The organism is Pseudomonas sp. efr-133-TYG-103a (assembly GCF_030209235.1).
In the GTDB taxonomy this organism is placed as follows: Bacteria; Pseudomonadota; Gammaproteobacteria; order Pseudomonadales; family Pseudomonadaceae; genus Aquipseudomonas.
The window spans coordinates 1-12,206 of sequence record NZ_JARVSK010000012.1; the positions used below are offsets into that span (position 1 = coordinate 1).

Sequence of the window (12,206 nt, forward strand, 5' to 3'; positions counted from 1 at the left end):
TCTTTAAAGACAGTTGGCTCACTCCCACCGGATCTCGGCTGGCTGAAAGACCAGGCTTCCACACATTCCAAGGTGTTGCACTTCTGTAGGAGCGCGCTTGCCCGCGAAGGCATTCCTACAGTCTCTGGAGATGTGGCGGCAGGGCCGGCCTCTTCCCGGCTGAAGCCGGTCCTACTGACGCTCCAAGCTTTTCGTAGGACCGGCTTTAGCCGGGAACGCGTCGGGTATCGCGCCGTTGATCGAAGAGCTCTTTAAAGACAGTTGGCTCACTCCCACCGGATCTCGGCTGGCTGAAAGACCAGGTTTCTCCACATCCCAAGGTGTTGCACTCTTGTAGGAGTGAGCTTGCTCGCGAAGGCGGATTCGTGGGCGCCGCATCTGCAGCGGCTTTCCCCTCCGTGGGAGCGAGCTTGCTCGCGAAAAGGGCCGGTTCATCCGCTCAACAGAGGGTGGGCAAATCAGGCCTTCGCGGGCGAGCTTTTCCCTGAGTTGGCCGGCGAAGGGCGTGAATTCAGGCGCTGCCATCTCGGCGTCAGTAACTGCTCTCGGGCAAGCTTGCGATGATCGATCGATAGCTGTTCATACGTTGCTGCTGCACGCGGCCGTCTTCCAGCGCCTTGAGCAGCGCGCAGCCGGGTTCGCGGTCATGCTTGCAGTCGCGGAAGCGGCAGCGGCCAAGCAGGTCGTTGAATTCGATGAAGCCTGCTTCGACGTCGGCACGGCTGACGTGGCCCAGGCCAAACTCACGGATACCGGGCGAGTCAATCAAATCGCCGCCACGCGGAAAGTGGAAAAGGCGTGCGGTGGTGGTGGTATGTGTGCCTTGCCCGGAATACTCCGAAAGGGGGCCGACCCTTGTTCCGACTTCCGGCAGCAGGCTGTTGACCAGCGATGACTTGCCTACGCCTGACTGGCCCACGAACACGCTGATATGGCCGTCGAGCTGGTCTTGCAACTGCTGCATGCCGTTTCCGTGATGCGCCGAGACCTCCAGCACCGGATAACCGAGCGTGCGATAAACCGCCAGCAGCGCATTCAGCGCCGGGGCGTTTTGCTCATCGATGAGGTCGAACTTGTTCAACAGCAACAGCGGACGAATGCCAGCGTGTTCGGCTGCAACCAGGTAGCGGTCGATCAGGTTGGCATGTGGCTCGGGCATCGGCGCGAAGACGATCACGATCAGGTCGACGTTGGCCGCAACCGGCTTGAGCTGGCCTCGCGTGTCGGGGCGGCAGAGTTCGGTAGTGCGCGGCAGCTGCGCAACGATGACGCCAATGCCCTGATTGCCAGCCCGCCAGACCACTCTGTCACCCGTGACCAGCGCCGGCAGGTTTGCCCGCAGATGGCAGCGGAATACCTGCCCGCTCAACTCACCTTCCTGAGCCTCGACTTCCACCTGCACGCCAAAATGCGCGATGACCAGGCCTGTCTGTTCAGGGCCCAGATCGCCGCCTTCCAGTGTTTCCAGTGCTTGAGATTCACGTTTGGCGGCACGCGCGGCGCGCTCGCCCTGAATCTTTTCGATGCGCCAGTTCTGGCGGCGGTTAAGTTGGCGTTTGGCCATGGGTGTTCAGTGTTCCATTTATATGATGCGTAAAGCATCCGAAGAGTGAAGCGCGGGGGAGTCTAGCATGCCAGCCTGAGCTAAACTGCGCGCCTACGTTGAGGAGCCGACTTATGCAGAACAAGCAGAACCTGATCTGGATCGACCTGGAAATGACTGGTCTTGACCCGGATAACGACGTCATCATCGAGATGGCCACCATCATCACCGACAGCGAATTGAACACGCTGGCAGAAGGCCCGGTGATCGCCGTTCATCAGAGCGATGAGCTTCTGAACGGCATGGATGAGTGGAACACGCGTCAGCACGGCGGCTCGGGCCTGACCCAACGGGTACGTGACAGCAAAATTTCCACGGCAGAAGCCGAGGCGATGACCCTGGACTTCATCAAGCAATGGGTGCCGGAACGCAGCTCGCCGATCTGCGGCAACAGCATCTGTCAGGACCGCCGCTTTCTTTATAAGCGCATGCCGACGCTGGAAAACTATTTCCACTACCGCAATCTGGACGTCTCGACCCTCAAGGAACTGGCGGCACGCTGGTCGCCTGAGTTGAAGTTCAAAAAGGGCAGCACGCACCTGGCGCTGGACGACATTCGAGAATCGATCGCCGAGCTGCGCTTCTATCGCGAACACTTCATCAAAGTCTGACCTCAGCCCCGCGTGTGCAGGATGCCACCGAAGCGACATCTGCGTCGTTGCCCTCTTTTGGTGCTCCGGCGCAGTGGTTAGACTGCGCCTCTTTTCGCAGGGACTGCTGCCATGCTGTTGATGCTCTACCTGATCGCCATCACTGCTGAGGCCATGACCGGCGCCTTGTCCGCTGGACGTCGCGGCATGGACTGGTTCGGCGTCGTGCTGATTGCGTGCGTCACCGCGCTGGGCGGCGGTTCGGTACGTGACGTGCTCCTGGGGCATTACCCGCTCACCTGGGTCAAACACCCGGAATACCTGATTCTCACCAGCGTTGCGGCGCTGGTGACCATCTTCATCGCGCCGCTGATGCGTCACTTGCGCTCGCTGTTTCTGGTGCTTGATGCGTTGGGATTGGTCGCCTTCACGCTCATCGGCTGCATGACCGCGCTGGACATGGGGCTGAGCCTGCTGGTCGCCGCGGTAAGCGGCGTCATCACGGGTGTGTTCGGCGGCATCTTGCGAGACATCTTCTGCAACGACATCCCGTTGATTTTTCGTCGTGAGCTCTACGCCAGCGTCTCGTTTGCCGCCGCGTGGTGTTTCATCGCGTGCCAGCAATGGGGATTGCCCATCGAGCAGGGCACCCTCATCACCTTGTTCGGCGGGCTGCTGCTGCGCTTACTGGCCATTCGTTTTCACTGGGAAATGCCCAAGTTCATTTACAAAGATGGGCATTGATAAAGCGGTCTACACCGTTGCAGCGTTCTGCCGGGCTTCATGCTGGCGCAACGCCCATTCCACATGTTCGCGCACCATGTCCGAGGGATAGGCCAGTCGTGCTTTCAGCGCTTCGATCACCGGAATGCTCGACGGTGCGTTGCCCAGCCCGACCGCCAGATTCCTGAGCCAGCGCTCGTAACCCGCGCGTCGCAATGGCGAGCCTTCGGTGTTGCTGAGGAAGGTCGTTTCATCCCATAAAAACAGCGTGGTCAACTCAGCGTTGTCCAGCCCGTGCCGGGGTTTGAAGTCATTCTGATCGGTCGGCCTGGCGAAACGATTCCATGGGCAGACGATCTGGCAATCGTCGCATCCGAATACCCGATTGCCGATCAGGGCGCGCAGCTCTTCCGGGATCGAGGTTTTCAATTCGATGGTCAGGTAAGAGATGCAGCGTCTGGCGTCCAGCACATAAGGCCCGACGAAGGCATTGGTCGGGCATATGTCCAGGCATGCGCTGCAACGGCCGCAATGCTCAGTGGCGTGGGGAGCGTCCACCGGCAGCGGCAGGTCGACGAACAGCTCGCTCAGAAAGAAATAGCTGCCTGCCTTGCGGTTGAGCACCAATGTGTTTTTACCGATCCAGCCGAGTCCGGCCTGTTCTGCGATGGCTTTTTCCAGCACGGGCGCGCTGTCGACAAAGGCCCTGAAACCAAATGGGCCGATGGCCTGCTGGATGCGCTCGGCCAGCTGCTGGACCCGCTTGCGAATCAGCTTGTGATAGTCGCGCCCCAAGGCGTAGCGAGAGACGTAGGCTTTCTCCGGCTGACTCAGGCGCTGAGCCATCTCAGTATCGCCGGGCAGATAGTCCATGCGCAGCGAAACGACCCGCAGCGTCCCCGGGACCAGTTCGTCGGGATGCGAACGTTTGCTGCCGTGAGCTGCCATATAGTCCATCTCGCCGTGATACCCGGCTTCAAGCCAGCGCTGCAAGTGCTGCTCGTGTTCCGCCAGATCCAGCCCCGAGATGCCGATTTGCTGGAAGCCGAGCTCGCGGCCCCAGTCCTTGATCGATCGAGCAAGGTCGGACAGCTCGGCCGTCGTGAGCGGCGCTGAGTTTGTGGATGGATCTACAGTTATCGCGGACATGCAAAGAGGACACCGGGGCGCAGGTGCGTATAATTCTGCCAGACATCGGAGCTCAAAGACGCATGTTGCACAGCAAACCCCCATTTCCCGACGCACTGTACAGCGCCGCGCAGGTGCGCGACCTCGATGCGCGCCTGATCGCCGCCGGCACGCCCGGATTCGAGCTGATGCAGCGTGCCGCCCATGCCGCCTGGCGTGCACTGCGCCGGCAATGGCCGGATGCCAGGCAACTGACGGTGATGGCAGGGCATGGCAACAACGCCGGTGACGGCTATCTGATTGCTGCTTTGGCCCAACGAGCCGGCTGGCAGGTCAGTGCGCTGGCAGTGGGCGATGTTTCGGCGCTGAGCGGCGATGCCGAATCTGCTTATAAAGAAGCGGGAGCAGCGGGCGTCGAGATCAAGGGCTGGCAGCAGCAGGCGCTTGCCGGGATTGTCGTTGATGCGCTGCTGGGGACCGGGCTCAAAGGGGACGTTCGTTCGCCGTACAGCGAAGCGATCCAGGCCATCAATGACTGCGGTCTGCCTGTCATGGCGGTGGATATCCCGTCCGGATTGTGTGCCGACACCGGCAGGCTGCAGGGTCAGGCGGTAAGCGCTGACCTCACCGTGACATTCATCGGTCTCAAGATCGGGCTGTTCACGGGCGATGCGCCGGATGTGGTCGGTGAGCTGGTATTCGATGATCTGCAAGCGGACGCCGATGTCGTCGCGCAGGCGCAGGCCACCATCACGCGGCTGGACACCTTCAATCTACCGAAACTCGATGCGCGCCCGCGCACTGCGCACAAAGGCATGTACGGGCGTGTTCTGGTGATCGGCGGCGATCTGGGTTTTGGGGGTGCGGCGTTACTGAGCACTGAAAGCACCCTGCGTTGTGGTGCAGGCATGGTCACGCTGGCAACCCGGCCTGAGCACATCACTGCCGCCCTGGCGCGCTTCCCTGAAGTGATGAGCGCAGGCGTCAGGTCAGCCAACCAGCTTCACGGGTTGATTGAGCCGGCGTCCGTTCTGGTGGTCGGTCCTGGCCTTGGGCAACACAGTTGGGGGCGGGCGCTTCTTTCTGCCGCCGCCAATGCCGATCGGCCGCAAGTCTGGGACGCTGACGCCTTGAACCAGCTCGCGTCCGGACAGGTGAAGCTGCCAGAAAACTGTGTGATCACGCCTCATCCCGGCGAAGCTGCGCGCTTGTTAGGCGTGAGCACCAGGGAAATCCAGAATGATCGCCCCGCAGCGGCGAAAGCGCTGGCCAGGAAATTCAATGCGGTCTGCGTGCTCAAAGGCAGCGGCAGTCTGATCGCCAGCCCGGACGGACGACTCGCGTTGGTCGATCACGGGCATCCGGCGATGGCGACAGGCGGGCTGGGTGACGTTCTGGCCGGGGTGATCGGGGCATTGCTGGCGCAAAAAATGGCCCCGTTCGACGCCGCGTGTCTGGCCGTCTGGCTTCATGCGCTGGCCGGAGAAAAGTGCGGAGCGAGCGGGCGCGGGCTGGCTGCCGCTGATCTGATTCCTGTTATTCGTCAGCTTCTGGAGGAGCAACAACCGTGTCTGAGTTAACCCTGCACCTGATCGGTGAAGAGGCCATGACCCACTTTGGTGCGCGAATTGCCCAAGTCACTGAAAGCAATGGGATTATTTTTCTTGAGGGCGATCTGGGGGCTGGCAAGACGACGTTATCGCGCGGAATCATCCGCGGCTTGGGTCACGTTGGCGCGGTAAAAAGCCCGACCTTCACGCTTGTAGAACCTTACGAAATCGGGAGAAATCGCGCGTATCACTTTGATCTTTACCGACTTGTTGATCCAGAAGAGCTAGAATTCCTCGGCATACGCGACTACTTCGAAGGAGAAGCGCTTTGCTTGATCGAGTGGCCTGATTTGGGTGCAGGCTTTTTGCCAAAGCCTGACCTGATCATTACCATTAGGCCGCACGCGGAAGGTCGAGCGCTGACCTTAAGCCCGAAAAGCTCGCGCGGCGAGAAGTGGTGTGCCGCTTTGGCTTTGGAAATCAAATAGATATGGGGTTAGGTATGCGCATGCGCGCGCTGGTTACTGTGATAGGACTGTTGCTGACGACATTGGCTGTCGACGCGTTGGCCGCTACACAGGTACGAAGTGTCCGCTTATGGCGCGCTCCGGATAACACTCGACTGGTGTTCGACCTGTCTGGCCCGGTCCAGCACAGTGTTTTCACGCTCCAGTCCCCGGATCGTCTGGTCATCGACATCAACGGCGCCACGCTGGGTGGTTCGCTCAACATTCCGACCGCCAACACCCCGATTACCAGCATGCGCTCCGCCCAGCGTACGCCTGACGACCTGCGCGTGGTTATCGACCTCAAGAAAGCCGTGACTCCGAAAAGCTTCACGCTGGCCCCGAACCAGCAGTACGGCAATCGCCTGGTGGTCGACCTGTACGACAATCCGGCCGATGCCAACCCGACGCCGACCGTTGCCGACACGCCTGCCACGGCGGCGCCGGCGACACCAGCCGTGCCGGTCAGCCCGTCCAAGCCGGAAATCAAGCTGCCTCCAGTGCCGAATGGCAAGCGCGACATCGTAGTCGTGGTCGACGCCGGCCACGGCGGTGAAGATCCGGGCGCCTCCGGCGGTCGTGGTCAGAAAGAAAAGAACGTCGTGCTGGCGATCGCCAAAGAATTGCAGCGTCAGATCAACGCCGAGAAAGGCTATCGCGCTGAGCTGACCCGCACTGGCGACTACTTCATTCCGTTGCGCAAACGCACTGAGATCGCCCGCGCCAAAGGTGCCGACCTGTTCGTCTCGATTCACGCCGACGCCGCGCCGTCTTCTGCAGCGTTCGGCGCCTCGGTCTTTGCCCTCTCCGAACGCGGCGCAACGTCCGAGACCGCCCGCTGGCTGGCCGACAGTGAAAACCGGTCCGACTTGATCGGCGGTGCTGGCGCTGTGAGCCTGGATGACAAGGACCGCATGCTTGCCGGGGTGTTGCTGGACCTGTCCATGACCGCCTCCCTGACCTCCAGCCTTAATGTCGGGCAGAAAGTGCTGACCAACATCGGCCGCGTCACTTCGCTGCACAAGTCCCGGGTGGAGCAGGCAGGGTTCATGGTGCTGAAGTCCCCTGACATTCCGTCGATCCTGGTCGAGACCGGTTTTATTTCCAACGCCGCCGAGGCCAACAAGCTCGAGGGAGCAAGTCACCAGCAGGCGCTGGCCCGCTCGATCACCGCAGGCGTGAAGCAGTTCTTCCAGCAGAATCCTCCGCAAGGCACTTACATCGCGTGGCTGCGGGACAACGGCAAGCTGGCGATGGGGCCGCGCGAGCACACAGTCCGCTCCGGCGAATCGCTGAGCATGCTGGCTGCACGCTACGACATGAGCATGGAAGCGCTGCGCAATGCCAACAAATTGAGTTCCGACGAGCTGAAAATTGGCCAGCAGTTGAAAATCCCGAGCGCAGAACTGGCGGGTGAGCCATGACCGACCTGCTGCTGGACGATCATGGCTTCGAGGTTTCCTCCGGCGCCGACAATGCGGCCGAAGCTGCGCGTATTCAATTGCTCAGCCCAAGGCTTGCCAACCAGATCGCTGCCGGTGAAGTGGTCGAGCGTCCGGCATCGGTCATCAAAGAACTGCTGGAAAACAGTCTGGACTCCGGTGCGCGACGCATTGATGTCGACGTCGAGCAGGCGGGTATCAAGCTGTTGCGCGTGCGCGACGACGGCGGCGGCATTTCGGCGGACGATCTGCCACTGGCCCTCGCGCGGCACGCCACCAGCAAGATTCGCGAGCTCGAAGACCTCGAGCGTGTCATGAGCCTCGGATTTCGGGGCGAGGCGCTGGCGTCGATCAGTTCCGTAGCCCGCCTGACACTGACCTCGCGCACCCGTGACGCCGATCAAGCCTGGCAGGTGGAGACCGAAGGCCGCGACATGGCTTCCCGCGTCCAGCCAGCCGCGCACCCGGTGGGCACGTCGGTGGAAGTGCGCGATCTGTTTTTCAACACACCCGCGCGGCGCAAGTTTCTCAAGGCTGAGAAGACCGAATTCGATCATTTGCAGGAAGTGATCAAGCGCATGGCGCTGGCGCGCTTCGATGTGGCTTTTCACCTGCGCCACAACGGCAAGACCATTCTCAGCCTGCACGAGGCCCGTGATGACGTTGCCCGCGCCAGACGTGTGTCGGCAGTGTGCGGGCCGGGATTTCTTGAGCAGGCGCTGCCAATCGAGGTTGAACGCAACGGCCTGAAACTCTGGGGCTGGGTCGGTTTGCCGACGTTCTCCAGAAGTCAGGCGGACTTGCAGTATTTCTTCGTCAACGGCCGGGCCGTGCGAGACAAGCTGGTTGCCCACGCGGTGCGTCAGGCCTATCGCGATGTGCTGTTCAACGGGCGCCACCCGACCTTTGTGCTCTTTTTCGAGGTCGATCCAGCCGTCGTCGACGTCAACGTCCACCCCACCAAGCACGAAGTTCGCTTCCGTGACGGCCGCATGGTTCACGATTTCCTTTACGGGACGTTGCACCGTGCGCTGGGCGACGTGCGCCCCGAGGATCAATTGGCGGGGACCACGTCGGTCACTGCGCTTGTGCGCCCCAGCGGGCCAGAGGCGGGTGAGTTCGGCCCACAGGGCGAGATGCGTCTGGCTAACAATGTGCTCGAGACCCCGCAAGGTCCGGCCTGGAATCCACCCGCTGGAGCAAGCAGCTCAGGCAGTGGCGCCGGTTATCAATATCAGTACACGCCGCGTCCGGCGTCGGTGTTGCCGGCCGAAGAGGCGCGCGCCGCCTACAGCACGTTTTTTGCGCCATTGCCGGGTACTCCGGCCAACCCCGAGCCCGGGACGCGCGTTGATCTGCCTGAGTCTCAGGGCGATATCCCGCCCCTTGGCTACGCGCTCGCGCAGCTCAAAGGCATCTATATCCTGGCTGAAAACGCCCACGGTCTTGTGCTGGTCGACATGCACGCTGCTCACGAGCGGATCATGTACGAACGCCTGAAAATCGCGATGGCCAGCGAAGGCTTGAGCGGGCAACCGTTGCTGGTGCCCGAGTCCATCGCCGTCAGTCAGCGTGAGGCCGATTGCGCTGAAGAACACATGGCCACCTTCCAGCAGCTGGGTTTCGAATTGCAGCGTCTCGGTCCCGAGAGCCTGGCGATCCGGCAGATCCCGGCGTTGTTGAAGCAGGCCGAGGCAAACCGGCTGGTGCACGCCGTTCTCGCTGACCTGATGGAATACGGCACCAGTGACCGGGTTCAGGCTCACATGAACGAGCTGCTGGGAACGATGGCGTGCCATGGCGCCGTGCGGGCCAACCGGCGTCTGGCGATTCCGGAAATGAACGGCCTGCTGCGCGACATGGAAAACACCGAGCGAAGTGGCCAGTGCAACCATGGACGACCGACCTGGACCCAGTTGGGCCTGGACGACCTCGACAAACTATTTCTGCGCGGTCGCTGATGAGTGCTCTTCCTCCGGCCATCTTTTTGATGGGGCCGACTGCCGCTGGCAAGACCGACCTGGCCATCGAGCTGACCAAAGTGCTGCCCTGCGAGTTGATCAGCGTCGATTCCGCGCTCGTTTATCGCGGCATGGACATTGGCACGGCAAAGCCTTCAAAAGCGCTTTTGGACAAGTATCCACACCGGCTGATCGATATCCTCGACCCGTCGCAGAGTTATTCGGCCGCAGACTTTCGCAGTGATGCTCTGCAGGCGATGGCTGAAATCACCGCTCGAGGAAAAATTCCTCTGCTGGTCGGTGGCACCATGTTGTATTTCAAAGCTCTATTGGAAGGCCTGGCGGACATGCCGGCAGCTGACGCTCAAGTTCGTGCACAACTTGAAGTCGAGGCGGCCAGTCGTGGCTGGCAGGCGTTGCACGATGAGCTGGCGAGCATCGATCCGGTGTCGGCGGCCAGAATTCATCCCAATGATCCGCAGCGTCTGGTTCGGGCGCTGGAAGTTTATCGGGTCAGCGGGATGAGCATGACCGCACATCGCGAGCAACAAAGTGCGCAAACTGCTCAAGCTAGCGCTTCGGGGCGTCATCAATTGCCCTATACTGTCGCAAATCTCGCGATAGCACCGACGGATCGCAAGGTGTTGCATGACCGGATCGCTCTTCGTTTCAGGCAAATGCTCGATGAGGGATTCGTGGAAGAAGTTATAGCGCTGCGTTCGAGAGGGGACCTTCACTCGGATTTACCGTCTATAAGAGCTGTAGGGTATCGCCAGGTCTGGGACTATCTGGACGGCAAACTGAACCATGACCAGATGCAGGAACGCGGCATCATCGCCACGCGCCAGTTGGCCAAGAGACAGTTCACCTGGTTGCGAAGCTGGGAAGATTTACACTGGTTGGACAGCCTGGCTTGCGACAATCTGCCACGCGCCTTGAAATACCTGGGATCGGTCTCCATATTGAGCTGAGTCCTTGCAATAGCCGTCTATCCTTGGGGGGTAACGGCCCAAGCCAATGTTTTCGAATTTATTCTATTGATCCTTAAAGGAGTGCGGCACATGTCAAAAGGGCATTCGCTACAAGACCCTTACCTGAACACTTTGCGTAAAGAAAAGGTTGGGGTTTCGATTTATCTGGTAAACGGCATCAAGCTGCAAGGCACCATCGAGTCCTTCGACCAGTTCGTGATCTTGCTGAAGAACACTGTCAGCCAGATGGTTTACAAGCATGCCATCTCCACCGTCGTTCCGGTTCGTCCTATTCGTCTGCCTAGCGCGTCCGAATCCGACCAGGCTGACGCAGAGCCAGGTAACGCCTGATAGGAGTCTGCTTTGTTCTTTGAGCGCCACGGTGGTGGTGAACGGGCCATCCTCGTTCACTTGGATGGTCAGGACCCTGAGGCGCGCGAAGATCCGCAGGAGTTCCGGGAACTGGCTCTTTCGGCAGGCGCCGATATCGTCGCATTCGTAAACGTGCCACGGCATCGGCCAACGGCCAAATATCTGGTAGGCAGCGGCAAGGTCGAGGAACTGCGCGATCTGGTCAAAGCCGAAAAATCGGATATCGTCATTTTCAATCACGTCCTTACACCCAGTCAGGAACGCAACCTCGAGCGAGTATTCGAGTGTCGCGTGCTTGACCGTACGGGCCTGATTCTCGACATCTTCGCCCAGCGCGCGCGCACTCACGAAGGCAAGCTGCAAGTCGAACTGGCTCAGCTTGAGCACATGAGTACCCGTCTGGTTCGTGGCTGGACTCACCTTGAGCGTCAGGGCGGCGGTATCGGCCTGCGTGGACCGGGTGAAACCCAGCTGGAAACGGACCGTCGTCTGTTGCGGGTTCGTCTGCGTCAGATCAAGGGCAGGCTTGAGAAAGTCCGCAGCCAGCGTGATCAGGCGCGTCGCGGTCGTTCACGGGCCGATATTCCCACTGTTTCCATCGTCGGTTATACCAACGCCGGCAAATCGACCCTCTTCAATGCGGTCACCGATTCTGACGTCTACGCTGCTGACCAACTGTTCGCAACGCTCGACCCGACCCTGCGTCGCCTCGAGCTCAACGACCTTGGCCCGATCGTACTCGCGGACACGGTGGGTTTTATCCGCCATCTGCCGCACAAGCTGGTCGAGGCCTTTCGGGCTACGCTCGAAGAGTCGAGCAATTCGGATCTGCTGCTGCATGTCATCGACTCTCACGAGCCTGAGCGCATGGAGCAGATTGAGCAGGTGATGGTGGTGCTGGGCGAGATCGGTGCCCAGGACTTGCCGATGCTCGAGGTGTATAACAAACTCGATTTGCTCGAAGGGGTCGAGCCCCAGATACAACGCGATGCCGATGGCAAGCCGCAACGGGTCTGGGTTTCTGCTCGTGACGGTCGTGGTCTGGATCTGCTTCGGCAAGCGATTGCCGAGCTGCTGGGCAACGACCTGTTCGTTGGAACTTTGCGCCTGTCGCAACGCTTCGCCCGGTTGCGTGCCCAGTTTTTCCAGTTGGGTGCGGTACAGAGCGAAGAGCATGATGAAGAAGGCCAGAGCCTGTTGGCTGTGCGTTTACCCCGAGTTGAACTCAATCGCCTGGTGAGTCGCGAAGGACTGCAGCCGCTGGAATTCATCGAGCAACACACTTTGCAATAAAAGCCTGAAAAAGCGGTTGTGCTGCTTTGACGGGCATTCTGTAGCATTGGTCGGCGCGCCGCGGGCG

Annotated in this window: 11 protein-coding genes; 9 read left to right on the top strand and 2 right to left on the bottom strand. The window is 60.4% G+C overall.

Translation table 11 applies throughout. From position 1 onward, the window contains the following. Positions 1-532: 532 nt before the first annotated feature. Entirely contained in the window at positions 533-1,564 is a 1,032-nt protein-coding gene (rsgA, locus tag QRN36_RS10785) for a small ribosomal subunit biogenesis GTPase RsgA (protein ID WP_093465077.1), read from the bottom strand. Positions 1,565-1,677: 113 nt separating this feature from the next. Here rsgA and orn point away from each other — a divergent pair, with 113 nt between their 5' ends. Together orn and QRN36_RS10795 are read left to right on the top strand one after the other, a co-directional pair. Further along, positions 1,678-2,214, top strand: coding sequence for an oligoribonuclease (gene orn, locus QRN36_RS10790; RefSeq protein WP_285424081.1), 537 nt, complete (start codon positions 1,678-1,680; stop codon positions 2,212-2,214). A gap of 111 nt (positions 2,215-2,325) precedes the next feature. After that, positions 2,326-2,937 carry a trimeric intracellular cation channel family protein gene (locus QRN36_RS10795; RefSeq protein WP_285424082.1) on the top strand — a complete coding sequence of 204 codons (612 nt, stop codon included), beginning with the start codon at positions 2,326-2,328 and terminating at the stop codon, positions 2,935-2,937. A 9-nt stretch (positions 2,938-2,946) separates the two neighbouring features. On the opposite strand, the gene queG is transcribed toward QRN36_RS10795, so the two are convergent. Beyond that, a complete protein-coding gene (gene queG, locus QRN36_RS10800) occupies positions 2,947-4,065 on the bottom strand; it encodes a tRNA epoxyqueuosine(34) reductase QueG (protein WP_285424084.1) in 1,119 nt (372 codons plus the stop codon). Positions 4,066-4,127: 62 nt separating this feature from the next. On the opposite strand from queG, the gene QRN36_RS10805 reads away from it, so the two are divergent. From QRN36_RS10805 to hflX, 7 genes are all read left to right on the top strand, one after another. Next, positions 4,128-5,624 carry an NAD(P)H-hydrate dehydratase gene (locus QRN36_RS10805; RefSeq protein ID WP_285424085.1) on the top strand — a complete coding sequence of 499 codons (1,497 nt, stop codon included), beginning with the start codon at positions 4,128-4,130 and terminating at the stop codon, positions 5,622-5,624. Beyond that, positions 5,612-6,082, top strand: coding sequence for a tRNA (adenosine(37)-N6)-threonylcarbamoyltransferase complex ATPase subunit type 1 TsaE (tsaE, locus tag QRN36_RS10810; RefSeq protein ID WP_285424086.1), 471 nt, complete (start codon positions 5,612-5,614; stop codon positions 6,080-6,082). The genes QRN36_RS10805 and tsaE overlap by 13 nt, the downstream gene beginning before the upstream one ends. Before the next feature lie 2 nt (positions 6,083-6,084). Beyond that, a complete protein-coding gene (locus tag QRN36_RS10815; RefSeq protein WP_285424087.1) occupies positions 6,085-7,524 on the top strand; it encodes an N-acetylmuramoyl-L-alanine amidase in 1,440 nt (479 codons plus the stop codon). Further along, positions 7,521-9,503, top strand: a complete 1,983-nt coding sequence (mutL, locus tag QRN36_RS10820) for a DNA mismatch repair endonuclease MutL (protein ID WP_285424088.1) — start codon at positions 7,521-7,523, stop codon at positions 9,501-9,503. Before QRN36_RS10815 ends, mutL begins: the two co-directional genes overlap by 4 nt. Then, complete coding sequence (gene miaA, locus QRN36_RS10825) at positions 9,503-10,474, top strand: tRNA (adenosine(37)-N6)-dimethylallyltransferase MiaA (protein ID WP_285424089.1); 972 nt, start codon at positions 9,503-9,505, stop codon at positions 10,472-10,474. The genes mutL and miaA overlap by 1 nt, the downstream gene beginning before the upstream one ends. A 90-nt stretch (positions 10,475-10,564) precedes the next feature. Then, positions 10,565-10,825, top strand: a complete 261-nt coding sequence (hfq, locus tag QRN36_RS10830; protein ID WP_093465047.1) for an RNA chaperone Hfq — start codon at positions 10,565-10,567, stop codon at positions 10,823-10,825. A 12-nt stretch (positions 10,826-10,837) separates the two neighbouring features. After that, positions 10,838-12,139 (top strand): ribosome rescue GTPase HflX, encoded by a 1,302-nt coding sequence (gene hflX / locus QRN36_RS10835; RefSeq protein WP_093465044.1) that lies wholly within the window; start codon positions 10,838-10,840, stop codon positions 12,137-12,139. Positions 12,140-12,206: the final 67 nt, after the last annotated feature.

Coding starts and splice junctions, on each gene's coding strand:
- rsgA (WP_093465077.1), bottom strand. CDS start 1,564: ATGGCCAAACGCCAACTTAACCGCCGCCAGAACTGGCGCATCGAAAAG.
- miaA (WP_285424089.1), top strand. CDS start 9,503: ATGAGTGCTCTTCCTCCGGCCATCTTTTTGATGGGGCCGACTGCCGCT.
- hfq (WP_093465047.1), top strand. CDS start 10,565: ATGTCAAAAGGGCATTCGCTACAAGACCCTTACCTGAACACTTTGCGT.
- QRN36_RS10815 (WP_285424087.1), top strand. CDS start 6,085: ATGGGGTTAGGTATGCGCATGCGCGCGCTGGTTACTGTGATAGGACTG.
- QRN36_RS10795 (WP_285424082.1), top strand. CDS start 2,326: ATGCTGTTGATGCTCTACCTGATCGCCATCACTGCTGAGGCCATGACC.
- QRN36_RS10805 (WP_285424085.1), top strand. CDS start 4,128: ATGTTGCACAGCAAACCCCCATTTCCCGACGCACTGTACAGCGCCGCG.
- mutL (WP_285424088.1), top strand. CDS start 7,521: ATGACCGACCTGCTGCTGGACGATCATGGCTTCGAGGTTTCCTCCGGC.
- orn (WP_285424081.1), top strand. CDS start 1,678: ATGCAGAACAAGCAGAACCTGATCTGGATCGACCTGGAAATGACTGGT.
- queG (WP_285424084.1), bottom strand. CDS start 4,065: ATGTCCGCGATAACTGTAGATCCATCCACAAACTCAGCGCCGCTCACG.